General features: G+C 56.9%; 18 protein-coding genes. 10 read left to right on the top strand and 8 right to left on the bottom strand.

Annotation, left to right across the window (positions count from 1 at the left end):
- Positions 1 to 104: 104 nt before the first annotated feature.
- Genes AC2FLB_RS03050 through ccmI form a run of 3 tightly spaced genes read right to left on the bottom strand, consistent with a single transcriptional unit; the run spans position 105 to position 2,039 of the window.
- Positions 105 to 338, bottom strand: coding sequence for a DUF1289 domain-containing protein (locus tag AC2FLB_RS03050; RefSeq protein ID WP_142633031.1), 234 nt, complete (start codon positions 336 to 338; stop codon positions 105 to 107).
- Between the two features lie 16 nt (positions 339 to 354).
- Positions 355 to 819 carry a Holliday junction resolvase RuvX gene (gene ruvX / locus AC2FLB_RS03045; RefSeq protein WP_142633033.1) on the bottom strand — a complete coding sequence of 155 codons (465 nt, stop codon included), beginning with the start codon at positions 817 to 819 and terminating at the stop codon, positions 355 to 357.
- Positions 816 to 2,039, bottom strand: coding sequence for a c-type cytochrome biogenesis protein CcmI (gene ccmI, locus AC2FLB_RS03040; protein ID WP_496708585.1), 1,224 nt, complete (start codon positions 2,037 to 2,039; stop codon positions 816 to 818). The genes ruvX and ccmI overlap by 4 nt, the downstream gene beginning before the upstream one ends.
- Before the next feature lie 195 nt (positions 2,040 to 2,234).
- On the opposite strand from ccmI, the gene AC2FLB_RS03035 reads away from it, so the two are divergent.
- The 4 genes from AC2FLB_RS03035 (at position 2,235) to AC2FLB_RS03020 (ending at position 7,514) form a co-directional block, all read left to right on the top strand.
- Positions 2,235 to 3,479 (top strand): sarcosine oxidase subunit beta family protein, encoded by a 1,245-nt coding sequence (locus tag AC2FLB_RS03035; protein ID WP_271947765.1) that lies wholly within the window; start codon positions 2,235 to 2,237, stop codon positions 3,477 to 3,479.
- A gap of 88 nt (positions 3,480 to 3,567) precedes the next feature.
- Positions 3,568 to 3,897, top strand: a complete 330-nt coding sequence (locus AC2FLB_RS03030) for a sarcosine oxidase subunit delta (RefSeq protein ID WP_142633040.1) — start codon at positions 3,568 to 3,570, stop codon at positions 3,895 to 3,897.
- A 43-nt stretch (positions 3,898 to 3,940) separates the two neighbouring features.
- Positions 3,941 to 6,955, top strand: a complete 3,015-nt coding sequence (locus AC2FLB_RS03025; protein ID WP_496708584.1) for a sarcosine oxidase subunit alpha family protein — start codon at positions 3,941 to 3,943, stop codon at positions 6,953 to 6,955.
- Entirely contained in the window at positions 6,948 to 7,514 is a 567-nt protein-coding gene (locus AC2FLB_RS03020; protein ID WP_281994429.1) for a sarcosine oxidase subunit gamma, read from the top strand. Before AC2FLB_RS03025 ends, AC2FLB_RS03020 begins: the two co-directional genes overlap by 8 nt.
- Positions 7,515 to 7,574: 60 nt before the next feature.
- Here AC2FLB_RS03020 and AC2FLB_RS03015 read toward each other — a convergent pair whose 3' ends face one another.
- Positions 7,575 to 7,970, bottom strand: a complete 396-nt coding sequence (locus AC2FLB_RS03015) for a hypothetical protein (RefSeq protein WP_142633046.1) — start codon at positions 7,968 to 7,970, stop codon at positions 7,575 to 7,577.
- A 100-nt stretch (positions 7,971 to 8,070) separates the two neighbouring features.
- Positions 8,071 to 8,832, bottom strand: a complete 762-nt coding sequence (locus AC2FLB_RS03010; RefSeq protein ID WP_496708583.1) for an FkbM family methyltransferase — start codon at positions 8,830 to 8,832, stop codon at positions 8,071 to 8,073.
- A 102-nt stretch (positions 8,833 to 8,934) separates the two neighbouring features.
- Between AC2FLB_RS03010 and AC2FLB_RS03005 the strand changes: the two genes are divergently transcribed.
- The 3 genes from AC2FLB_RS03005 to AC2FLB_RS02995 all read left to right on the top strand — a co-directional run bounded on the left by AC2FLB_RS03005 (position 8,935) and on the right by AC2FLB_RS02995 (position 11,083).
- A complete protein-coding gene (locus AC2FLB_RS03005; RefSeq protein ID WP_142633050.1) occupies positions 8,935 to 9,534 on the top strand; it encodes a superoxide dismutase in 600 nt (199 codons plus the stop codon).
- A 4-nt stretch (positions 9,535 to 9,538) separates the two neighbouring features.
- The gene (locus AC2FLB_RS03000; RefSeq protein WP_496701366.1) at positions 9,539 to 10,420 is read left to right on the top strand and encodes a metallophosphoesterase; all 882 of its coding nucleotides are present in this window, start codon (positions 9,539 to 9,541) and stop codon (positions 10,418 to 10,420) included.
- 210 nt (positions 10,421 to 10,630) lie between these two features.
- A complete protein-coding gene (locus AC2FLB_RS02995; protein WP_496692372.1) occupies positions 10,631 to 11,083 on the top strand; it encodes a host attachment family protein in 453 nt (150 codons plus the stop codon).
- Between the two features lie 36 nt (positions 11,084 to 11,119).
- Here AC2FLB_RS02995 and AC2FLB_RS02990 read toward each other — a convergent pair whose 3' ends face one another.
- On the bottom strand, positions 11,120 to 11,683 hold the full coding sequence (locus tag AC2FLB_RS02990; RefSeq protein WP_496692371.1) for an LOG family protein: 564 nt from the start codon (positions 11,681 to 11,683) through the stop codon (positions 11,120 to 11,122).
- A gap of 126 nt (positions 11,684 to 11,809) precedes the next feature.
- On the opposite strand from AC2FLB_RS02990, the gene AC2FLB_RS02985 reads away from it, so the two are divergent.
- The 3 genes from AC2FLB_RS02985 to AC2FLB_RS02975 all read left to right on the top strand — a co-directional run bounded on the left by AC2FLB_RS02985 (position 11,810) and on the right by AC2FLB_RS02975 (position 15,426).
- On the top strand, positions 11,810 to 13,087 hold the full coding sequence (locus AC2FLB_RS02985; RefSeq protein WP_496700559.1) for a LysM peptidoglycan-binding domain-containing protein: 1,278 nt from the start codon (positions 11,810 to 11,812) through the stop codon (positions 13,085 to 13,087).
- Between the two features lie 77 nt (positions 13,088 to 13,164).
- Positions 13,165 to 14,970, top strand: coding sequence for an ABCB family ABC transporter ATP-binding protein/permease (locus AC2FLB_RS02980; protein WP_496688505.1), 1,806 nt, complete (start codon positions 13,165 to 13,167; stop codon positions 14,968 to 14,970).
- Between the two features lie 51 nt (positions 14,971 to 15,021).
- Positions 15,022 to 15,426, top strand: coding sequence for a DUF2147 domain-containing protein (locus AC2FLB_RS02975; RefSeq protein ID WP_496708582.1), 405 nt, complete (start codon positions 15,022 to 15,024; stop codon positions 15,424 to 15,426).
- Positions 15,427 to 15,458: 32 nt separating this feature from the next.
- On the opposite strand, the gene AC2FLB_RS02970 is transcribed toward AC2FLB_RS02975, so the two are convergent.
- Both AC2FLB_RS02970 and AC2FLB_RS02965 read right to left on the bottom strand, forming a co-directional pair.
- Positions 15,459 to 19,238: an efflux RND transporter permease subunit gene (locus AC2FLB_RS02970; RefSeq protein WP_496708581.1), complete on the bottom strand. Its 3,780-nt coding sequence runs from the start codon at positions 19,236 to 19,238 to the stop codon at positions 15,459 to 15,461.
- Positions 19,235 to 20,467 carry an efflux RND transporter periplasmic adaptor subunit gene (locus AC2FLB_RS02965; RefSeq protein WP_496708580.1) on the bottom strand — a complete coding sequence of 411 codons (1,233 nt, stop codon included), beginning with the start codon at positions 20,465 to 20,467 and terminating at the stop codon, positions 19,235 to 19,237. The genes AC2FLB_RS02970 and AC2FLB_RS02965 overlap by 4 nt, the downstream gene beginning before the upstream one ends.
- Between the last annotated feature and the right edge of the window lie 213 nt (positions 20,468 to 20,680).

Genomic DNA, 20,680 nt, shown 5'->3' with positions numbered 1-20,680 from the left:
TGGGTTGCCACTCACTCACCAGCTGTCAACGAACTTGACCCCCTCGTAGTTCAGACCAGCCCGCAGCGGTGCAGATTCAGCAATCACATCCTTTTGTGGAAATCTCAGGCCTTGTTGAGCCGCCCCGCCCGGCCGCCGCGCCGTTTGGCAAGCAGCGGTTTGCGAGACGGTAGGTCTGCCATGATATCGGCGCGCTCAGAGCTGTCCATTTTCGACCAGCGAGAGATTTCGTCGATCGTGCGGTAGCAACCGGTACAAATACGTTCGGTCGGGTGCACAACGCAGATCTGGATGCACGGGCTTTCGACCTCGTTCCTTTTCCAAACCATGTTCGACATCAGCGTTTTCCGATCCTTAAAGAAAGCGCATTCTGTCCAGCGCGCCTTGCAGAATATAGCCTGCCGCGACGTGGTCGATAACCTGTCCGCGACGCTTTCGTGTCGTATCCGCCTCAAGCAGTGCCTTTTCTGCCGCAACCGTGCTGAGCCGTTCGTCCCAGAACCCGATCGGAACTTCGGTCAAACGGGACAGGTTTCGGGCAAAGGCACGGGTGGACTGGCAGCGCGGCCCTTCGCTGCCATCCATGTTTTTCGGCAGACCCAGTAGGATGCCCCCGATCTCACGGTCGGCGATGATTTCCAGCAGACGGGCAGAATCCAGAGTGAATTTCTTGCGCCTTACGGTCTCCAGCGGGCTTGCAACACCGCGCATCCGGTCCGAGACTGCAACCCCGATAGTCTTTTCTCCCAGATCGAGACCGATCAACGCGCTCATAGGCGCAAGCGCGCCTGCAAATTCCTCAAAAATGTCATGGATCATTGGGTCACCCCAGCCTGAGCTGCTGCCGCACCAAGGATATCCAGTGCGTTGTCATTGTCCGAGAATACGGATTGGGCTTCGGCGTAGATCGCGGTGGCCCGGTCGATGTCGCCAACCACCCCAAGGGCACCGATCAGTCGGGCCCATTCTTCGGGGGAGCCGCCTTCGGTTGCAAGCCTGTCTGACAGTTGCTCGACCATGCCAAGGATCATCTCTTGTCGCTCTTGTGCGGTCAGAGATGCAGCGGCCTCGATGTCATCCTCACCGGGGCCTGGGTTCCCTGCTGGTATAGGGGCGGCATTGAACACACCCGCACGAAAGGCCAGATCGTCCATCTGTGCGCGAATGGCCGTTGCCCAGGGGGCATTTGTCGGCGCGCTTCCAAGTGCATCCACCCAGATCCTGTAACCGATATCAGGTCGTCCGACCTGTACCATCATCTGTCCCAGGTAATACAAGGCCGGACCATGGCGTGGATCACGCTGCAATGACTGTTTCAATGCGTCTTCAGCTTCGGGCGAGATATATCCGTTGGTAGCAAGGATCATCATCTCGGCAAGATGCGAATAGACATCTGCGGGTGCAGTATTCCCGGACAGTTCGATCACACGTTGCTGCGCTTTGTAGGCGGCATGGAAGTTACCTGCGTTCGCCTCGTGCTGGGCAAGAAGGATATGTCCTTGTAGGTCATCAGGACGACCGGAAACGGTTTCGCGTAGTTGCCCGAGAAGAGAGGCATAGCTTTCGTCAAGCTGTGGCAGTGGTGCGGGTGGCGTGGCGGCTTCTGCCTCGGCCTGACTGGGGCGCTCTGTGCGCAGAGCATCGGCCATTTCTAGCCGCAATGACAGGGGCTGATCGGGGAGCCCGGCTGCACCAAGCTTCAGATACATCCAGGATCCTCCGCCAACCAGGATGGCCGCGACAAATATGGATGCCGCAACCGAGATCCATTTGGACGGCCCTTGCGGTTCAGACAAAGATTGCATCTGCGCATCAGCCGCAAGAATGCGGCGTGAAATTTCCGTGCGAACTCGCTCGGCATCTGCGTCAGCGATGACACCACGGGCCAAGTCTCGATCTACGCTGGCCAACTGTTCACGATAGACCTGCAAGTCATACGCAGTGGATGGTTCGCGCGTATCTCGCCTACGCAGTATCGAAATCCCAAGAAAAACCGCTATCAGGACGGCGGTGGCTATGATGAGGGCCCAGAAGGTCATGATAACTCCAAGATGGCTGTCCTGACTTAGACCTGTGGCGGGGCGGAAAAAAGGGACAAATGGCCGCGAGGGGGCTTCATGTCGCAATAATAAGGGCGATGTCGCAATAGTGCGATATTATGGCGTTGCACGGCAGGGGCCAAAGGCGGTTACACGGCATACCTGCGCCAATCACCGAACCGGATGGATTCGCTTATGAAACACTATTCAGCCTTTGCTGTGGCGCGCGAAGCGCTGCGCTATCATACCGGATGGGAACGCGCCTGGCGTTCGCCCGAGCCCAAGAAACGCTATGACGCCATTATTGTGGGGGCGGGTGGCCATGGTCTGGCAACCGCCTATTACCTGGGTAAGAACTATGGCATCCAGAATGTCGCTGTGATCGAAAAAGGCTGGCTGGGCGGTGGTAATACCGGTCGGAACACAACCATCATCCGCTCGAACTATCTGCAGGATCCGTCTGCCGCGATCTATGAAAAGGCGCGCAGCCTTTATGAGGATTTGAGTCAGGACCTGAACTATAACGTCATGTTCAGCCCGCGCGGCGTGATGATGCTGGCGCAGACCCAGCATGAAATCCGCGGCTATCAGCGCACGGCTCATGCGAATGCGCTGCAGGGTGTAAAGACTGAATGGATCACACCTGAACGGGTCAAGGAACTGGTACCAATCATCAATCTCGAAGGCCCGCGCTATCCGGTTCTGGGTGCGCTGTGGCAGGAACGCGGTGGCACCGCCCGTCACGATGCCGTGGCTTGGGGCTATGCGCGCGCTTGTTCCGCCATGGGCATGGATATAATCCAGCAATGCGAAGTGACCGGGGTTCGGTCACAGGATGGTCGTGTTGTCGGTGTCGACACCACCAAGGGTGCGATCGACTGTGACAAGCTGGGAATCGTGGTTGCGGGCCATTCCGGTCAACTGGCCGAAATGGCGGGCTTCCGTCTGCCGCTTGAGGCGATTGCTCTGCAGGCGCTGGTGTCTGAGCCGATCAAACCCTGCATGGACGTGGTCGTGATGGCCAACACGGTGCATGGCTACATGTCGCAATCCGACAAGGGAGAGATGGTGATCGGTGGCGGCACCGACGGGTTCAACAACTACACCCAACGCGGCAGCTTCCACCATATCGAAGAAACTGTGCGCGCGCTGGTCGAGACCTTCCCGATGATCTCACGCCTAAAAATGCTGCGGCAATGGGGCGGGATCGTGGACATGACCGGTGACCGGTCTCCGATCCTGTCGAAAACACCGCTTGGGAACTGTTTCATCAACGGTGGCTGGGGCACCGGTGGCTTCAAGGCCATTCCGGGGTCCGGCTGGGGCATGGCACAGCTGATGGCCACGGGCCATTCACCGCTGACCGAGGCGTTCTCGTTGGATCGTTTCAAAGAAGGCCGCTTCATCGACGAAAGCGTCGCGGCCGGGGTGGCGCACTGATGCAGATTTTCCGGCGAAAAATCTCGCGCGCCCGTTACTCAGATTTCGCATGCAGCATGGTCTCGCCTGCTGCCGAGAGGATGAACATATGCTGATCCTGAATTGCCCCTATTGCGGCGTCGATGCCGAAGAAACCGAATTGGCCGCCGGTGGCGAGGCGCATCTGAAGCGTTTCGGTCCGGGCTCGTCGGATGGTGACTTCCACGATTACCTGTTCATGCGTGAAAACCCTAAAGGCGTTCATTTCGAACGCTGGCGCCATGCGAATGGATGCGGCAAGTGGTTCCACGCGGCGCGCTGCACGCAAACGCTCGAAGTTTTCGGCACCTACTCTGCCCAGGTGTTTGAGCCGCCCAAAGAAATTCGCGAGGCGATCACCGCCAAGCGCCCTGGCTGGACGTGGAGAGAATACAAATGATCCGCGCCACCACCCGTAATTCCGCCTGCGAAAGGTCCGCATCATGAGCACCCGTCTCGCAAATCAAGGCCGGCTGATTGACCGGTCGAAACAGGTCACATTCTCCTTCAACGGCACTTCGATGCAGGGCTACGAAGGCGACACGCTTGCCTCTGCCTTGCTGGCTAATGATCAGATGATGATGGGCCGGTCGTTCAAGTATCACCGCCCGCGTGGTGTTGTCGCCAGTGGTGCGGAAGAACCCAACGCTCTGGTCGGTCTGGGGCAGGGCAATCGGTTCGAGCCGAACCAGCGCGCCACCACGACCGAGCTGTTCAACGGTCTGACCTCGATTTCTCAGAACCACTGGCCGAACCTGGAATTTGATATCGGTGCGATCAATACGCACCTGTCGCGGTTCCTGCCGGCTGGCTTCTATTACAAGATGTTCATTCATCCCAAGCCGTTCTGGAAACACGTCTACGAGCCGTTCATCCGCCAATCTGCCGGTCTGGGCAAAGCCCCCGACAAGGACAGCCGTGATGCGGATACCTATGAGCATTTCTACAACTTCGTCGATGTGTTGGTGATCGGTGGCGGTGTGGCCGGTTTACAGGCTGCCAAAGTGGCTGCTCAGACCGGTGCAAAGGTCATGTTGATTGAGCAGACCGCGCATTGGGGTGGCCGTGCCCCAGTTGATGGCGGCACAATCAATGATGAGCCTGTGGATAAGTTCGTGGAACAAACTGTTTCCGAACTAGAAACAATGAACAACGTCATCTTGCGCAATCGCTGCATGGGTGCAGGGGTCTATGACCATGGCTATGTGCTGGGCTATGAACGCCTGACGGACCATAAGCCTGGCGCACAAGGCCCGCGCCATCGCCTGTGGCGTATTAGGGCGAAACAGGTCGTGACTGCTACCGGAGCGATTGAGCGTCCGTTGTCTTTTGCGGGTAATGATGTGCCGGGTGTCATGCTGGCCTCGGCCATGCGGGACTATGTCGTGAACTGGGGTGTGACACCCGGTGAAAAGGTGATTGTGGCCACCAATAATGACGACGCCTACCGGACTGCGATAACCTTGAAACAGGCCGGTGTGGATATCTTGCGTGTGGTTGACGCAAGGGCTACCTCGGGCCCTCTGGCTGAAGAGGCGCGCCAACTGGGTATCCGCGTCGATGTGGGCAAGGCTATTGCCAAAGTCAAAGGCGGCAAACGCGTCAAGAAAGTTGCCATTTGCAATCAGGACGGCATCGGTGGCGCCCGTGAAGAGGTCGAATGCGACGCTGTTGCGATGTCAGGCGGCTGGTCTCCGGTCGTGCATATGTGGTCGCATTGCGGCGGCAAGCTGATCTGGGACGATGCCAATGCGCATTTCCGGCCGGATCCTGCACGACCCCCGCTTGGGGCCGATGGCGAAGGGTTCGTCGTAGCCGCCGGGGCATCGAATGGCCCGATGGCGCTGGGCGATGTGCTGGCCGATGCCGATGCAGCTGGTAAGGCCGCAGCCAAAGCGGCTGGATTCAAAACCAAACGCACCAAAGCGCCTGTCGGGGAAACTACGTCCGAGGCACCTATGGCTGCGGTCTGGTTGATGCCTGCGAACGCGGATATTCAACTGCGGATGAAGTCCTGGCTGGACTTCCAAAACGACGTCAAAGTTTCGGACGTGCAACTTGCCGCGCGTGAGGGGTATGAGAGCGTTGAACATACCAAGCGTTACACCACTCTGGGCATGGCAACGGATCAGGGTAAACTGAGTAACATCAACGGATTGGCGATCCTAGCCGATGCGTTGGACTCCGAAATCCCGAAGGTTGGAACAACAACGTTCCGCCCGCCTTACACCCCAATTTCAATGGCATCTATCGGCGGTGAGGCACGTGGTGAGGTGTTCCAGCCAATCCGCCGGACTCCGATGCATAACTGGCACGACAAGAACGGCGCCGATTGGGAGCCGGTCGGCCATTGGCGCCGGACCTATGCCTATGTTCGCCCGGGTGAAACCGTGCATGACGCCGTGAACCGTGAGGTGAAAAACACCCGCGAGAACCTCGGCTTGCTGGACGCCTCGACCCTGGGTAAGTTGATCGTCAAAGGGCCGGACGCAGGCAAGTTCCTGGACATGATGTACACCAACATGATGTCTACGCTGAAGATCGGCAAATGCCGCTATGGCCTGATGTGTTCCGAAAATGGCTTTCTGATCGACGACGGTGTTGTTGCTAGGATCGACGAAGACACATGGTTGTGCCACACCACCACCGGCGGGGCCGAACGTATCCACGGTCACATGGAAGAATGGCTGCAAACCGAATGGTGGGACTGGAAAGTCTATGTTGCCAACGTGACCGAGCAATATGCGCAGGTCGCCGTTGTTGGCCCCAACGCCCGCAAGGTGCTTGAAAAGCTCGGCGGCATGGATGTGTCGAAGGAGGCGCTGCCCTTCATGGAGTGGCGCGATGGCAAGATCGGCGACTTTGATTGCCGGGCCTATCGCATCTCGTTCTCGGGTGAGCTGTCGTACGAGATCGCCGTCCCTGCATCCCAAGGGCAGGCCTTCTGGGATGCGCTGACAGAGGCAGGCAAGGAATTCGGCGTGATGCCCTATGGCACCGAATGTCTGCACATCCTTCGGGCCGAGAAAGGCTTTATCATGATCGGCGACGAAACCGATGGAACCGTGATCCCGCAGGATCTGGGGCTGCATTGGGCGCTGTCGAAAAAGAAAGAGGATTACCTCGGCAAGCGCGCTCATTTGCGCAGCCATATGGCCGATCCCGAGCGTTGGAAACTGGTGGGTCTTGAGACTGTGGATGGTTCTGTCATCCCGGATGGGGCTTACGCAGTGGGCGAGGGCGTCAACGCCAACGGTCAGCGCAACATGATCGGTCGTGTGACCTCAACCTATTATTCAGCCAACCTGGGCAAAGGTATCGCCATGGGCTTGATCAAGCATGGTCCTGACCGCATGGGCGAGATTGTCGAGTTCCCGGGCACCGATGGCAAATCCTACAAAGCAAAGATCGTGGATCCGATCTTCTTCGACAAGGACGGGGAGAAGCAGAATGTCTGAACCCATCAGCGCACTGAACCACGCCAGCTATGAGGGCATCGCCAAGGTTGAAGAATGCGGCCTGCAGGGCATGATCACCCTGCGCGGCGACCTGTCCGACAAGGTTCTGGCCAAGGCCGTCAAAGACGCCACCGGTCAGAAAGTACCCGGCCAGCGCGAGGCATTTGTCGACGGAGACTGCGGTGTTTGCTGGATGTCCACCGACGAATTGCTTGTGCTTGTCCCATATGCCGAGGTCGAGGCCAAACTGGCCGCGATGACCAACGCGCTGAGCGGTGTGCATGCCCTGGCGGTCAACGTCTCGGATGCCCGCGCGGTGTTCAGCATCTCGGGCGCGAACGCTCGCGAAGTTCTGGGCAAACTGGCCCCGGTAGATCTGTCGGCTGACGCCTTCCAACCCGGCCAAATCCGCCGTTCGCGCTTGGCGCAGGTTGCCGGTGCGTTCTGGCTGGATGACGCCGAAACTCTCCGCGTCGTCTGCTTCCGGTCAACCGCAGACTACGTGTTCAAACTGTTGAAGGTCGCAGCGCAGCCGGGCAGTGAGGTCGGGGTTTATTAGGTTCCGAAGCTAGGAAAAAAAGCCCCGGATTTTCCGGGGCTTTTGCGGTTTAACCGAAGCTTAACCATCGATCACTTTGCATTTGCCTTGCCCTGAAGGCTTGTTGACAAAGTTGGCATTCACCCAGTTGCCTCTCAGTTTCACGGTGTTGTCAGAAGGGTCAATGCGGGCCGTGTAATTTACCCGGACTTTTTGGCCGCCAAACTCTGTCAACTCAACGCGCCAATCCAGCTTGTAACGCTTCTTTCTATCAATTTTCAGCTTAGCGGACTGCATTTCGTTGTGCCCGCTGGCTGTTTGCGCACTAACGCCGTCCTTATCAATAACAAAGATATAGCGGGGCGCGACCCACCCGGTTCCGTCGCGGTCGCGAACGGCACAATCGTAAGTAATTGTTTCAGCCGCCGCTGCCTGTGCAAAAACGGTAAAAATGGATGCTAAGAAAAGATATTTCATGGTTCCTCGTTTACTCGGTCTATCCAGAAGGGAAGACACCAAACAACGCGAGAGTTTCAAGCGCATATGCAACTAATGCACGAAAAAAATACTGCACCTTCTATTCGTGCAACACAACGGCGCGATACCGCTTCAACTCTTGAGGTTGCAGCAATTCTTCGACCTTTAGCGGGTGCTCGTTTTCGTCTTGAATTTCGGTGTAGAATGAAAGGCTTTCAAGGAGTTGAGATGTCCGTGTAAGCCGGTCTTCCTCGGCCAGAAGGGGCGAGTGGAGCGAAAGATAGAGGGCCGGGCGATGCTTTTTCAGAAAGGGCAGAAGGCTCGGCAGAACCGCAAATTCTGCCCCTTCGATATCCATCTTGACCAAGGAGACACGGGACAGGTCATTTACGGCCTCGAACTGATCCCACTCGATGGTCAATGCATCTGTCCCATGCACCCCGTCATGCAACAGTGAACTGGTGGAATCCCCGGGTTCACCGCGAACGGATGCCATACGGGCCACGCCGAATTGATCCGACAATGCGACGCCAAATGCCGAAACATTGCGAATGTCGTTCAGGTCCAGATTCCACGCCAGATGCCGAAACGCGGTAGGGTCCGGTTCGAAACACCAGACGTGGCGGGCTTTGCGGGCACCGTACAGCACCGTTGGGCCGATCCATGCCCCGATGTCCAGATAGTCGCTGTCCGGCGTTAGATATCTATCCAGCACGGCAAAAGTCTCGGGCTCCCACGCGCCGGCCGAGGCCTTGCGCCAGAACTTCGAGTGGTAGGGATCCAGCCGGAAAGGCTCGCCATTCAGGCTGCCCGCATAGTATCCGCGGGCGCGGTAAAACATCTTGCGCGCCTGAGTTAGCATCGCGGACCTCCGGGTTTTATGATCTCTGCCCTTGACCTGCGGCACTTGCCAAAGCATTTAACCTTTGGAAACCGCAACATTCATTTTCAACAGGGGGCCGAGATGGCTTTTGAACTTCCTGATCTTCCTTATGCACACGACGCGCTGGCAGCCAAGGGCATGTCCGCCGAAACATTGGAATTTCACCACGACCTGCACCACAAGGCCTATGTCGACAACGGCAACAAGCTGATCGCCGGTACCGAGTGGGACGGCAAGTCGCTGGAAGAAATCATCACCGGCACCTACGACGCAAATGCCGTCGCGCAAAACGGCATCTTCAACAACATCAGTCAGCTTTGGAACCACAACCAGTTCTGGGAGATGATGGGCCCCGGCGACAACGCCATGCCTGGCGAGCTGGAAAAGGCGCTGGTCGAATGCTTTGGCTCGGTTGACGAGTTCAAGTCGCAGTTCAGCGCAGCTGGTGCCGGTCAGTTTGGTTCGGGCTGGGCGTGGCTGGTCAAGAATGCGGACGGTTCGTTGGCAGTGACCAAGACCGAAAACGGCGTGAACCCGCTGTGCTTTGGTCAGACTGCTCTGTTGGGTTGCGACGTGTGGGAGCATTCCTATTACATCGACTTCCGCAACAAGCGTCCGGTGTACCTGTCGAACTTCCTCGACAATCTGGTGAACTGGGAAAACGTCGCTTCGCGGATGTGATCCAGTGACCCGTAGAGGGTTCATAAAGGGCCTGCTGGCAGTGATGCTGGCAGGCCTTTTTGCTGCCACGTATGGTTTCTTCATCGAACCCGCGCTGCGCCTGCGTGTTCGTAAGTGGCGGATCCGGCGCGCGGACTGGACCGCACCGCCGCTGCGGATCGCGGTTCTTGCTGATCTGCATGTGGGTGAGCCCTATGTGGGGCTGAAAAGAATCCAGCAGATCGTCCGGCGCACCAATGCCTTGTCTCCCGATCTTATCCTGTTGTTGGGTGACTACGCCGCCGGGCATAGGATAAATCTAAAACCTGTGAAAATTGCCGATCTGGCGCCAGTGTTGTCCGGATTGCAGGCAAAGCATGGTGTCTATGCGGTTCTGGGAAATCACGATTGGTGGGATGACCGGTCAGCCCAAAAGCGCAGGGGCGGGCCGAATCTGTACGGCGATGCGCTGAGGCGGAATGGTATCCGGGTGCTTTCAAACGAGGCCTTCAAACTGGATGGTGCCGGGATTTGGCTTGCAGGCCTCGAAGATCAGTTGGCGATTTATACGGGCAATGGTCGATACCAAGGGCTGGATGACCTGCCTACGACGCTTAGGCAGATCACGGATGATGCCCCGGTGGTGATGATGGCGCATGAACCGGATATCTTCCCCAAAATTCCTGATCGCGTGGCCCTGACCCTGTCAGGTCATACTCATGGAGGGCAGGTACGGCTGTTTGGCTGGTCGCCGGTGGTGCCCTCGAAATTCGGCAATCGCTATGCCTATGGTCACGTGCGCGAAGGCAATCGTGATCTGGTCGTGTCCGGGGGTATCGGATGTTCGATCCTGCCCGTGCGTTTTGGTGTAACGCCCGAAATTACGGTCATCGAACTGTCCTCCTAACCGGTGAAAACTCGCCTATAACCGCAGTTTCGCGGTCCGGCCGGATTGTAAGACGGCGCGCAGTGCTTACTTTAAGTGTGGCGGAGGAGAGAGCCGCAAATCACTTTAAAAAAATTCCAGGCGGCGCGGCGAAAAACAAAGCTGCGTAAACGGTTAGCCGTGCCTGAAACCCGAGGGATGGTCTCAGAAAAACCAAAACAGGAGATCACAATGGTCGCACTATCGCAGGGAACATGGATTGTCATTGCCGACGGGGAAAAGGCGCTGTTCATGGAGAATATCACGGATGCCGAAGACCCCAATCTGGTGGTTGTCTCGGTCGAAGAAAGCGACGGCTCAGGCGTCAGGCCTTCGGATCGGGCAGGGCGACGCTCTGACAACGGGCCCAATCAGAAATCAGCCGTTGAGGAACCCAAGTGGAAATCGCAGGCCAAGTCTCTGTTCGTGCAGGATGTGGCAAATCTGTTGAATCGCAAAGGCCTGAAGGGGGCATATAAGCGCCTGGTACTGGTCGCCAGCCCTCATGTTCTGGGGCTTCTGCGCCGCCGCCTGCACAGCGAAGTCCTAAGGAAAGTGGTGGCCGAGGTTGATAAGACCCTGACCAACCACCCGCTGAACAAAGTGGAACAGGTTCTGATCAGCCGTCTAAAACCCGCCACCTAGGTCTGCGGCAATCTGCGGGCGGGTCACACCGCCCGACTAGCCCTTATGCGGGACCAACATCGCTCTCAGGGTCGACATCGCCGTTTCCGGGCTGTCGACCCACGCTATGAAATCGGCCAGAGATGTGTCCGCAAATCCCTGGCCGATGACCTGCTGCACAAGATCATGGAGGGCATCCCAATATCCATCAACATTCATGACCAGAATGGGCTTGTCGTGCAGACCCAACTGTCGCCATGTCAGGGCTTCGAACAATTCGTCCAGTGAACCCGGACCACCCGGCAGGACAACCACCGCATCGGCATTCATGATCATGACCTTTTTGCGTTCGTGCATCGTTTCGGTGATCACGAACCGGGTCAAGTCTGTCTTGCCAACCTCGCGCTTTAGCAGGTGAACGGGAATCACGCCGAACGTGTCCCCTCCGGCGGCTTGGGCCGCACGCGCGACCTCGCCCATCAGACCCACATCGCCCGCGCCATAGACCAGTCGCCAGCCCTCCTGCGCCAGAAGCTGACCAAAGGAGCGGGCTGCGTCGGAATAGCTGGTTTGGGCGCCATTGCGTGACCCGCAATACACACAGACGGATTTCTGAGACATCGAGAGGCTTCTCCGGGGTTGTATCTGGGGTTTTGACCCGTGATAGCGGTATTGATAGATTGGCTCAACCGTCAGGCAGAATGCGTTGTAGATAAGGCATTTGCGCTGCGGAGTGAAAGGAAGAGTATGGATTCCAATTCGGGAAGCGAGAGCCCCAGATCTTTCACCTGGGGGGTGATCGCCGGTTTGCTGGTTCTGTTGGGCGTCGGCGGTGCATATTTTTCCGGCGCGTTTAACGGCACGTCTCTCGACCCAACAGCGCAGGAAGATGTGGCTGAGGATGCGTCTGAGAACGCGTCCGTTGCCTCGGACACAGAAGAAACCCCGCAGGCCGATGCGACGACTGATACGGATACGGCAGCAGCCGAGGCTCCGACCGAAGAGGCTGACGAGACCGCTGAATCGGCTGAGGAGGTTGCTGAACCGGCTGAGGAAGTTGCCGAAGTTACGCCTCCGGCCTTGGATCAGATCTTTGTTGAGCCTGACGGGAATGCTGTTCTGTCCGGAAATGCAGAACCCGGCGCCAAGGTGCGGGTATTGCTGGACGGTGAGGCAGTTCACAGCTTTACCGTTGATGACAGCGGGCAGTTTGCCGAATTCGTGTCGATCCCGTTTTCCACGGCCGCACGCGGTCTGACACTGGAAACCGATGGGGTCGATCAACCGGTCCGCTCTGATGACTATCTGATTGCGGCTTTGCCCGAACCCGAACCAGAGGTCGCATCGGTTGATACGGCGGAAACCACCCTCGCCGACGAATCCGCAGGCGGCGATGAAACCGAGGCGGGGCAGGTCGCTCAAACCGGCGACACATCTTCTGAAGAAACGGCAGATTCCACGCAAGGACAACAGGTTGCGATCCTGCGATCGGGGGAAGACGGGGTCGAGCTTGTCCAACCTGCGACGCCTCAGAGCACCGAACCTGATCAGGTCGCGTTGGATACGATCGGGTATTCAGACACGGGTGAGGTCGAGCTGACCGGCCGCGTGGCTGATGGTTCCGCGGTACGCGTGTACCTGGACAACCAACTGGTCGCTGATATGCAGCCCACGGATGATGGAAAATGGCGCAGCGAGATCGAAGGCATTGATCCCGGTGTGTATACGCTGCGTGTGGATGAGGTTGCCTCGGACGGCACGGTTAAAAGCCGTCTGGAAACCCCGTTCAAGCGTGAGCCTCTAGAAGTTCTGAGCGTGGCCGAAGTGGACGATGGGCCTGCACCCTCTCAGGAAACACCGGCCATCCGTTCGGTTACAGTACAAAAGGGTGATACGCTTTGGGCTATCTCTCGGGAACGATTTGGCGATGGTGTCTTGTATGTCAAACTGTTCGAGGCCAACCGAGGCGCGATCCGCGACCCGGATCTGATCTATCCGGGGCAGGTATTCACCATTCCGGAATAATCCTGTACCTCTGACCTTCCGGGGTCAGGGGCACTCTCTGACCGCAGTTCCGGTACGTGAAGAGACGAGTAGCCCCGATGAATTCCGACAATATCCCAAAATTGGACGCGCGCAGCTCTGGCTGGCGTACAATCCGGAAAGTTGCGCCTTATCTCTGGCCCGAGGATGAGCCCTGGGTTAAGCGCCGCGTTCTGATTGCTATGGGCATGTTGGTTCTGGCCAAGTTGATCGCGGTCTACACCCCGATTTTGTACAAAGGCGCGGTTGATAGCCTGGCGGGCGAGGGCGTTCCCCCCGTAGCGCTGGGTGCTGTTGGGTTGACGGTGGCATATGGTGTCGCGCGCATGATGACTGTTGGTTTGCAGCAGTTGCGGGATGCGGCCTTTGCTCCTGTCGGGCAGCGGGCATTGCGCGCACTGGCATTGGAGACTTTCCAGCATATCCACCAGTTGTCGATGCGCTATCACGTGACGCGGCGCACGGGCGGTCTGAGCCGTATTATCGAGCGCGGCGTAAAAGGGGTCGAGTTCCTCTTGCGTTTCCTGCTGTTTTCCATCGGGCCTTTGATCCTTGAACTGCTGCTTGTTGCGATCATTCTGATGTGGCTGTTTGATGTCTGGTATCTGGTGGTCGTCGCGGCAACGATCGCGCTGTATATCTGGTTCACATTTGCGGTGACCGAGTGGCGCGTGAAACTGCGCCGCGAGATGAATGATCAGGATACCGAGGCGAACCAGCGCGCCATCGACAGCCTGCTGAATTTTGAAACCGTCAAGTATTTCAATGCCGAAACGCGTGAAGCTGAACGGTATGATGTGTCAATGAAAGCCTATGCGGGGGCGGCTCTCAAGACGGCGTATTCTCTGGCGTTTCTAAATTTCGGGCAGTCCTTTCTGATCACCTGCGGATTGATCGGTGTAATGGTCTTGGCAGCCATCGGGGTGCAGGCCGGGACGCTGACCGTGGGCGATTTCGTTATGGTCAACGCCTATATGATCCAGATTACCGTACCGCTGAATTTTTTGGGTACGGTGTATCGGGAAATCCGCCAATCTCTGGTCGATATGGGCCAGATGTTTGACCTGTTGGAACAACCCGCCGAAGTGGTCGACAAGACCAATGCACCGGATCTGGATGTAACAGGGGGTGAGGTTACCTTGCATGATGTACAATTCGGATATGATGCTGAGCGGGAAATTCTCAAAGGTGTTTCCCTAACCATTCCTGCGGGCCAAACCGTAGCGATTGTGGGTGCGACGGGGTCGGGTAAATCCACCATAGGTCGGTTGCTGTTCCGGTTCTACGATGTCACCGGGGGCGCGCTGAAAATTGATGGGCAGGATGTGCGCGATGTCACGCAGACCAGCCTGCACGCGGCAATCGGAGTGGTGCCACAGGATACCGTGCTGTTTAACGATACCATTCGCTATAACATTGCCTATGGACGCGACGGGGCCACGCAGGAAGATGTCGAAGCCGCCGCCCGGGCTGCCCAGATCCACGATTTCATAGTCACGTTGCCCGAAGGCTATGACACCACAGTCGGTGAGCGCGGGCTAAAGCTGTCGGGTGGGGAAAAGCAGCGGGTCGGTATTGCCAGAACGCTGCTGAAAAACCCGCCGATCCTTTTGCTGGACGAGGCGACATCGGCGCTGGACACAGATACCGAACAAGACATCAAGGATGCTTTGGCCCATGCGGGCGAGGGGCGTACGGTTCTGACGATTGCCCATCGCCTGAGCACAATCGCCGAGGCAGACAGTATTGTAGTGCTAGAGCGTGGCAAAATCCTGGAGCAAGGCACGCATGATGAGTTGCTGAAACGTGAGGGGCGTTATGCCCAGCTTTGGAATCGCCAGCAATCGGATATGCAGGCGGCCTGATAGGCGGCCCAAACTATGTTACACTACAGATCACTCATCTGAGGTTTTGTTATGCATAGATATTTCCGCAAGTTCATTGTGCCAGCCATAGCGGCAGTTGCCACACTTACACCGGTCTATGCGCTTGGAGACCCCATCATCGGAATTTGGAAGACCGAGCCGGACCGGAAGAACCTCGTCTCTGACATCAAAATTACAGCCTGCGGTGACAAGTTCTGTGGTCAGATTTTATCTGCATATGACGCCAGCGGAAAAGCAGTACAGACGCCGAATATCGGAAAGAAACTGTTCTGGGATGTCGGCAGCCAAGGCGGTGGTAAATATGGCGGGGGTGAATTCTGGGTGCCGTTAGTGGATGTTGATGCAGTTCCGCAAATGACGCTGAAGGGTGACACTCTGATGGTCAAAGGGTGTGAACATCACATTTGTGCGCATCAAACCTGGACGCGCGAGTAAAACAGGGCTGGATTGCCCAACCCTGTTGCTCTTTATTCGGCTGCTTTCAGCGGTGAACCGGTCGGTTCTTTCCCGGAACTGTCAGCGCTCGGATCGTCGGTACGCAGCTCATCATCCCAGACCATTTCGGTTGCCTGAGCATTCATCGCGGCTTTACCGATGGCCATATCCAGCGCCACCTGGCTGGATTTTCCCGCTGTGGCGCGAGCCAAAATCTTACCCAACCAGATGGCATAGGTTGTCACCCAGACTCGCATAGCCAAAAGCGAAGGCGTCACGATCAGCGTCAGTACCGTCGCGATACCAAGGCCAAAGACAACTGCGGTTGCCAGCTGTTTCCACCACAGCGCTGTGGGGCTGTTGATCGAATACCCGCCGTTGATAAAGTCCAGCGACAGCCCGAACATCATCGGGGTAAGGCCAGCCATCGTGGTGAGTGTGGTCAACAGAACCGGACGAATGCGTGCCTCGGCAGTGCGTATGATCGCCTCGATCCTTGGCATGTACTGGCTATATTCCTGATAGGTGTCGATCAGAACAATGTTGTTGTTCACCACGATCCCCGCCAGAGCCACAATACCCGTTCCTGTCATGATGATCGAGAAGGGCTGTTGCATCACCATCATACCAATCAGAACACCTGTAGTGGACAGTACCACGGCCAGCAGAACCAGGATCGAATTGTAGAACGAGTTGAACTGCGCGAGCAGAATAACGAACATCAGCCCCAACGCGCCCATAAAGGCATTCACAAGAAACGCCCCGGATTCGGCCTGATCCTCCTGATCACCTGTCCATGTCCAGCTGACGGAACTGCCAAAAGGATCGGTTTCCAGCCATTCAGTCAACACAACAATCCGTTCGTTTGGGTTAATCAGACTGGTGCGCGCGTCACCGGATTCGATCAGCGTGCGCAAAGCATCGATACTTTCTGCCTCGGTCAGCATTATCAGTTCGAACTGAGTGCCATCGGGAAATGCCAATGCGGTAGCTGTGGGGCTTTCATCCTCTGCGAGTTCACGCACCACTGCCAGTCTTTGATCGGCCCCATCCGGTCCTGTGACCACAACATTGCTCAGGCCGGGCTCAACATCCGCCTTCACGTCAAAATAACGTTCCTGATCGACACGGTTGATTTCGGCCAGTTTGGCGACTGGTTTGCGCGAGACAAAGTTGGACAGTGGCACCAAACCATCGACCGTGCGGACCTTGAGCGTGTCAAGCGTTGACAAGACACGATCCTGATCAGGCAGGCGAACACGGATTTCGATTTCATCATCCACGTTGTCCGGGCGCATTTCGCCCAGCAAAAGGCCACGCGTAACAAGCTGTACCATCGCACCGACGGTGGCTACGTCTGCGCCAAATCGGCCTGCTTTGGCGACATCAACGTCAATCTGCCAGTCGATGCCGGGCAAGGGCAGCGTGTCCTCGATCTTGATAAGGCCCGGGGTGGCGTCGAATACCTCACGCGCGGCCAGGGTGGCTGATGTCAGCTCTTGCCAGCCATCCGCCTTGATCCGCAGATGGACAGGTTTGGAAGAGCCTGGCCCTTGCTCAAGCGGCAAGGTCTCAACGATGATCCCCGGTAGCTGCGCAAGCTCCCTGTTCAACTCTTCAAGAACATAGTCGCCGTCATAGTCTGGCGCCACTGTGTGCCGGTCTAACAATCCTCCGAAAATCGGTTCCGAGACGTTCGGTCTGTCTTCCCAAGGGATGATTTCGAACTGAACCTGACCAACGGTATCCGCCGGGGATTGGCCACCAGGTCCACCGGTGTCCAAACCACCTTCACCAGCGAATGCAAAGACGTTGATAACAGCCGGGTGCGCACTGATAATCTCTTCTGCGGCGAGTACCATCTGGTCTTTTTCGGCCAAAGAGATATTGCCGCGCGCACGGACATAGGCCGTGGCCTGCTCTGGTTCGCTTTCAACGAAGAATTCAACACCGCGGTTGTTTTTCCCAAATGCGGTCATGACTGAAGCTACAGCAAGGCCAATCACCACAATTGATACAATCGGCATGATCGGGTTGCCCACAAGGAATTTCACCACATGCCCAAAGCGTGTGTGTTCGCGGCTGGTCTGCACATGCTCAACCGGGGCGCGTTCGATTTTTGTCGCGCTCAGGGTGACCGACCCGGCAAACGCACCTAGCATGAACAGGATCATTCCAAGAACCGAACTACCTGAATCGACCAGGTAATTCGGGTTCAGTGTCTGCATCGCCCCCAGGAAGATCAGGTATAACGACGGGGGAACCATCGCTGCCCGAACCCACCAGGCTGTTCGCGCCCTCAGCCAGTTCGACGACCGGTCAAACACGCGGCTGAGGCGGCCGGAAACGCCGCCCATCACGGGCAGGTAGATCAATGCAACGATCAACGACGCCGACAAAACGAATATCAGCGTAACTGGCAGCATCCCCATGAATTCGCCCGGAACGCCGGGCCAAAAGAGCATAGGCAAAAAGGCGCATAATGTCGTAGCTGTCGAGGATACGATCGGCCAGAACATCCGTTGTGCGGCTTCGACATAGGCATGCATGGGACCCACGCCCTCGTTGATCCGCTTGTCGGCATATTCGACCACCACGATGGCCCCGTCGACCAGCATTCCGACCGCAAGAATCAAACCGAACATGACGATGTTCGAAATGCTGACCCCCATCACCGCAAGGAATGCAAAGCACAGCAGGAATGAGGTTGGAATCGCAAAACCCACCAGCAGGGCGGCACGGGTCCCAAGCGAGGCCAGAATGACAATCATAACCAGCGCAATAGCGGTAAGAACCGAACCCTCAAGCTGGCTGACCATCGACCCTACGATCCGGCTCTGGTCGTTCGAGGTGCCCAGTTTGATCGCCGCCTGCATCTCGGCTGGCCATTTGGATTGGGCCGCTGCGATAGAGGCTTTGACCTCGTCGACCGTGTCGATCAGGTTATAGCCTTTGCGTTTGACGACCTGCAGTGCCACGGTGGCCTCGCCGTTGAAGCGGGCGGTGCCTTCGCGATCTTCGAAAGTATAGTTGATTTGCGCCAGCTCGCCCATGGTCACGACGCGGTCGCCATTGACCTTGACGGGTAGGTCATACACGTCTTGGGCGGTCTTGAAAGACGAAGGGATCTTGACCGAGAAGGTGCCTTGATCGGTTTCCACCTCACCAGCGGCGATCAGCTGGTTGTTGTTCTGAACAACATTGATCAGCTCGGCGGCGGTAACGTTATACGCTTCCAGCCGCAGCGGGTCGATGATCACCTCTAGCAATTCGTCTCGATTGCCAGCTATCCCTGCCTCAAGCACGGAATCCAATGCTTCCAGATCATCCTGCAAATCTTTGGCGACACGGGCCATTGTTCTTTCAGGAACAGCCCCGGTCAGATTGACAATCACAATCGGGAATTCAGAAAAGTTGATCTCGGTCAGGGTATATTGCTCAGCCCCTTCAGGAAAATCGGCCTGGGCACTGTTCATGGCGTCGCGGACATCGGCCATGATCGCCGTCTTGTCCCATCCAAAATCGAACTCCAGCGCGACACCGGCATAGCCTTCGGCAGCCGTCGACGTCATTTCTTTGAGACCGTCCAGATCAGCCAGCTCGGTTTCCATCGGCTTGACCAGCAGGTTTTCCGAGTCTTCAGCGGAAATGCCGGGGAACTGAACCGAGACGAAAAGCGCAGGGATTTCGATATCCGGCTCACCTTCTTTCGGCAGGCCAACATAGGCGTATCCACCTACGATCAAGGAAATCGCGATAAATGCCAGAACCATTCGGGCTCGGCCAGCGGCCCAGCTTACTATTCCGGTCATTGCACTGCATCCCGATAAGTTGGCTCAACCATCACGCCGCGAGTCACGAATTCTTGCCCGACAATGATGATGTCCGCCGTTTCCGGCAACCCGTCGACCCAGACACCCTCGGAGGTGTCGCGCAACAAAGTGACCGGCAGGAAATCCACAATGTTCCCATTTCCAACGGTCCGTACACCAACTTTGCCATCGTTATTCAGCGTCAGTGCGGACTGAGGCAGCAGATGTGCCTTGGTCCCTTCAGCCGAGATTCGGATGTCCGCAGTCTGACCGTCCCGAATTGTCAGGTCGGGGTTAGGAACGGTAATCTCGACCTCAAAGGTCCGGGTGGTCTCATCGGCCGACCGGCTAAGGAATGTGACCCGCCCAGAGACCTGAAGCCCCGAGATCAGCTGGGCCGAAGCCTCGGACCCTACGATGATCCGGTTTACATCTGCCTCGGGAACAAACCCGACCAACTTGATTGGGTCCAACTGGATCACAGTCGCACACAGCGACCCTGGTTGCATAAGGCTTCCAAGCTCAGCTGTGTCACTTTCTAACAGACCCTTGAATGGAGCTTCGATCGTCTGGCGTTCGATTTCACGTTCGGCGGCCTCGACTTCGGCTGATGCCGCTTCGATACCGGCACGTGTTGCTTCCAGCCCGGCTTCGGCGCTTTTGATACCAGCCTGGGCTGTACTCATTTCTGCCTCGCTGGAAATCCTGCGGGTTTCCGACCCAAAACCGGTCTCTGATAGCTTTCGTGCGGCTTTCAAGTTGATTTCGGCTTCGGCTACGCGCGCATGTGCCTCCAGCAGACGCGCTTCGGCTTCGGGCACCCGGCTTTTGGCTTCAAGCTTGGCGGCTGTTGCTTCGGCCAGGCTTGCCGGACGGGTGCCTGGATCCAGCTCACATAACAAATCACCGGCTTCGACAAAACTGCCCTTGCGCTTGGGTTCTGATACGACAGTTGACGTCGTTTCGGCCAGAACTTCGACCTCGCGGTTTGCTCTGGTTTGTCCACGCAGAGTCACTGCACTGTCTACTTCGCGGGCGACAGAGCGCTGTGCAACCACACGGATTACGTGCCGATCCTCCGCGGGAATTTCAGAAGATTCTGCCTCGGACGTAGTGCCCGGGTTTGAATCATCGCGGCCGGCGAATGCTAATAATGCATCCCTTTCGAATACCAAATAGAACAAGGCAACAATCACCAAAAAGGCGTTTACGAATGAAATCAAACGCATACAGGGTCTCTCCCAGAATTCTTTGCCGACTGTCCCTCGGCGCGCATGCTTAGAAATGGGGGCTTGGCCTCATCTTTTCCACACTAAACTGAATAGTTCGGTTCACTTTTTTCTGCAAGGGTATCCGCAGGTGGGGGAATTGTATGAAATCGTACCCTTGGCTTGGCAATGGCAGCGGGGTATGACATTGCCCAATATCACAGAACACAAGCC

The sequence above is a fragment of the Ruegeria sp. CDSA236 genome (genome assembly GCF_059611285.1).
This window is presented reverse-complemented; position numbering and strand designations above follow the sequence as displayed.

Bases quoted from the DNA above. Each gene is read 5' to 3' on its own strand.
- AC2FLB_RS03050 (WP_142633031.1), bottom strand. From the start codon at position 338: ATGTCGAACATGGTTTGGAAAAGGAACGAGGTCGAAAGCCCGTGCATC.
- ruvX (WP_142633033.1), bottom strand. From the start codon at position 819: ATGATCCATGACATTTTTGAGGAATTTGCAGGCGCGCTTGCGCCTATG.
- ccmI (WP_496708585.1), bottom strand. From the start codon at position 2,039: ATGACCTTCTGGGCCCTCATCATAGCCACCGCCGTCCTGATAGCGGTT.
- AC2FLB_RS03035 (WP_271947765.1), top strand. From the start codon at position 2,235: ATGAAACACTATTCAGCCTTTGCTGTGGCGCGCGAAGCGCTGCGCTAT.
- AC2FLB_RS03030 (WP_142633040.1), top strand. From the start codon at position 3,568: ATGCTGATCCTGAATTGCCCCTATTGCGGCGTCGATGCCGAAGAAACC.
- AC2FLB_RS03025 (WP_496708584.1), top strand. From the start codon at position 3,941: ATGAGCACCCGTCTCGCAAATCAAGGCCGGCTGATTGACCGGTCGAAA.
- AC2FLB_RS03020 (WP_281994429.1), top strand. From the start codon at position 6,948: ATGTCTGAACCCATCAGCGCACTGAACCACGCCAGCTATGAGGGCATC.
- AC2FLB_RS03015 (WP_142633046.1), bottom strand. From the start codon at position 7,970: ATGAAATATCTTTTCTTAGCATCCATTTTTACCGTTTTTGCACAGGCA.
- AC2FLB_RS03010 (WP_496708583.1), bottom strand. From the start codon at position 8,832: ATGCTAACTCAGGCGCGCAAGATGTTTTACCGCGCCCGCGGATACTAT.
- AC2FLB_RS03005 (WP_142633050.1), top strand. From the start codon at position 8,935: ATGGCTTTTGAACTTCCTGATCTTCCTTATGCACACGACGCGCTGGCA.
- AC2FLB_RS02995 (WP_496692372.1), top strand. From the start codon at position 10,631: ATGGTCGCACTATCGCAGGGAACATGGATTGTCATTGCCGACGGGGAA.
- AC2FLB_RS02990 (WP_496692371.1), bottom strand. From the start codon at position 11,683: ATGTCTCAGAAATCCGTCTGTGTGTATTGCGGGTCACGCAATGGCGCC.
- AC2FLB_RS02985 (WP_496700559.1), top strand. From the start codon at position 11,810: ATGGATTCCAATTCGGGAAGCGAGAGCCCCAGATCTTTCACCTGGGGG.
- AC2FLB_RS02980 (WP_496688505.1), top strand. From the start codon at position 13,165: ATGAATTCCGACAATATCCCAAAATTGGACGCGCGCAGCTCTGGCTGG.
- AC2FLB_RS02975 (WP_496708582.1), top strand. From the start codon at position 15,022: ATGCATAGATATTTCCGCAAGTTCATTGTGCCAGCCATAGCGGCAGTT.
- AC2FLB_RS02970 (WP_496708581.1), bottom strand. From the start codon at position 19,238: ATGACCGGAATAGTAAGCTGGGCCGCTGGCCGAGCCCGAATGGTTCTG.
- AC2FLB_RS02965 (WP_496708580.1), bottom strand. From the start codon at position 20,467: ATGCGTTTGATTTCATTCGTAAACGCCTTTTTGGTGATTGTTGCCTTG.